Genomic DNA, 1,398 nt, shown 5'->3' with positions numbered 1-1,398 from the left:
CCACTCTGTAAGTGTATGTGTAAGTCCCTTCAATGAAAGTTGAAATATCAATTGGCGAAGTTACAGGCTGCAAGGCACTGTCAAACCAAGAACCTCCGGGATCCTGACCGGTCAATAATGTATTCAAATCAAAGGTTCCAAAAGGGCAAACCGGTGGCACCGTAACTGCTGTCCCCGCATTTGGTATTGGATTAACTACAACTGTAACGGTAGTGTGGCTATCCAAACATGGAGAAGTTCCCGTCACCGTATAAGTAAAGTGATAAGTTCCTTCTCCTACTGCTGAAGGATTAAAAATATTTCCTGTCAAAGCACCGGTCGCATCATCATCACTCCAAGTACCCGGTTCTTGATTTCCATCTAAACCTGTAAACAAATCAAATGAAATTACATTGACACAAGTCGGTACTGTCTGATTAGGTCCACCTGAATTAGGTGCTTGTATTATAGTTACAGTCACATCAGCTGTATCAGGAGTACAAAGTGTACCGCCTACAGTATAAGTATAAGTTTGGGCAGCATCCACCGCAGGATTAAACACTCCTGTACCACTAGCCAAAGCTGGTGACCAAGTTCCCCCAGTCTGTGGTGTTCCTCCTAGGGATAAAAATAAGTCTGTCGGGGCTGCATTGGAACAGAAAATTACTAAACCATTTTCCCCAGCATCTGGTACCGGGTTTATGGTAACTGTTATAGTAGCAAAATCATTGTCACAAGGATTAACTCCACTTAAAGTATATGTATATACCCCGGCTTCATCTGTTGACGGATCCAGAATATTTGAAACAACTACATTAGATGGATTTGTCCATACTCCACCTGGTTGGGCTGTAGGCCCAAGCAAAGCAAATAAATCCTGAGTAGCACTATTGACACATACAGTAATGGAAGTGCTTGCTCCTGCTTCCGGACCAGGGGTAACTGTTACCCCAACCACTGCGGTATCATCCGAACATGGAGGTGTTCCTGCAACGGTATACGTATAGTTTCCTGAAACCGCAGTCGCCGGATTCAGAATATTTGAAATAACATTATTGGATGGATCAGTCCAAGTACCACCAGCTTGTGGTGTTCCGGATAAAGAATCAAATAAATCAACCGGATCCTGATTAGAACAAATAGACAATAAACTACCATCTCCTGCGTCCGGAATTGGCGTTACCGTAACTTGTACCGATGCATTTGCAGGTGGACATGGCGCTGTGCCTGTGACAGTATAAACATAAGTTCCGGATATATCTATCGATGGATCGAACATTCCGGTACCACTGGCTAAAACCGGAGACCAAGTACCTCCAGATTGGGCCGTTGGACCCAATAATGGAAATAAATCAAATGCCGTTGAAGACAAACAAACTGTCACCGGACTCGGATTTACTCCTGCTACAGGTTGAGGAT

General features: G+C 43.9%; 1 pseudogene. It reads right to left on the bottom strand.

Annotated elements, in window-relative coordinates:
• Positions 1 to 1,398 (bottom strand): annotated as a pseudogene (locus tag ACSVH6_RS13565) (hypothetical protein); the annotation flags it as partial.

The sequence above is a fragment of the Flavobacterium sp. XGLA_31 genome (assembly GCF_051547105.1).
Taxonomy (GTDB): Bacteria; Bacteroidota; Bacteroidia; order Flavobacteriales; family Flavobacteriaceae; genus Flavobacterium.
The sequence above is the reverse complement of the archived record's forward strand: the minus strand, read 5'-3'. Positions and strand labels throughout refer to the sequence as shown.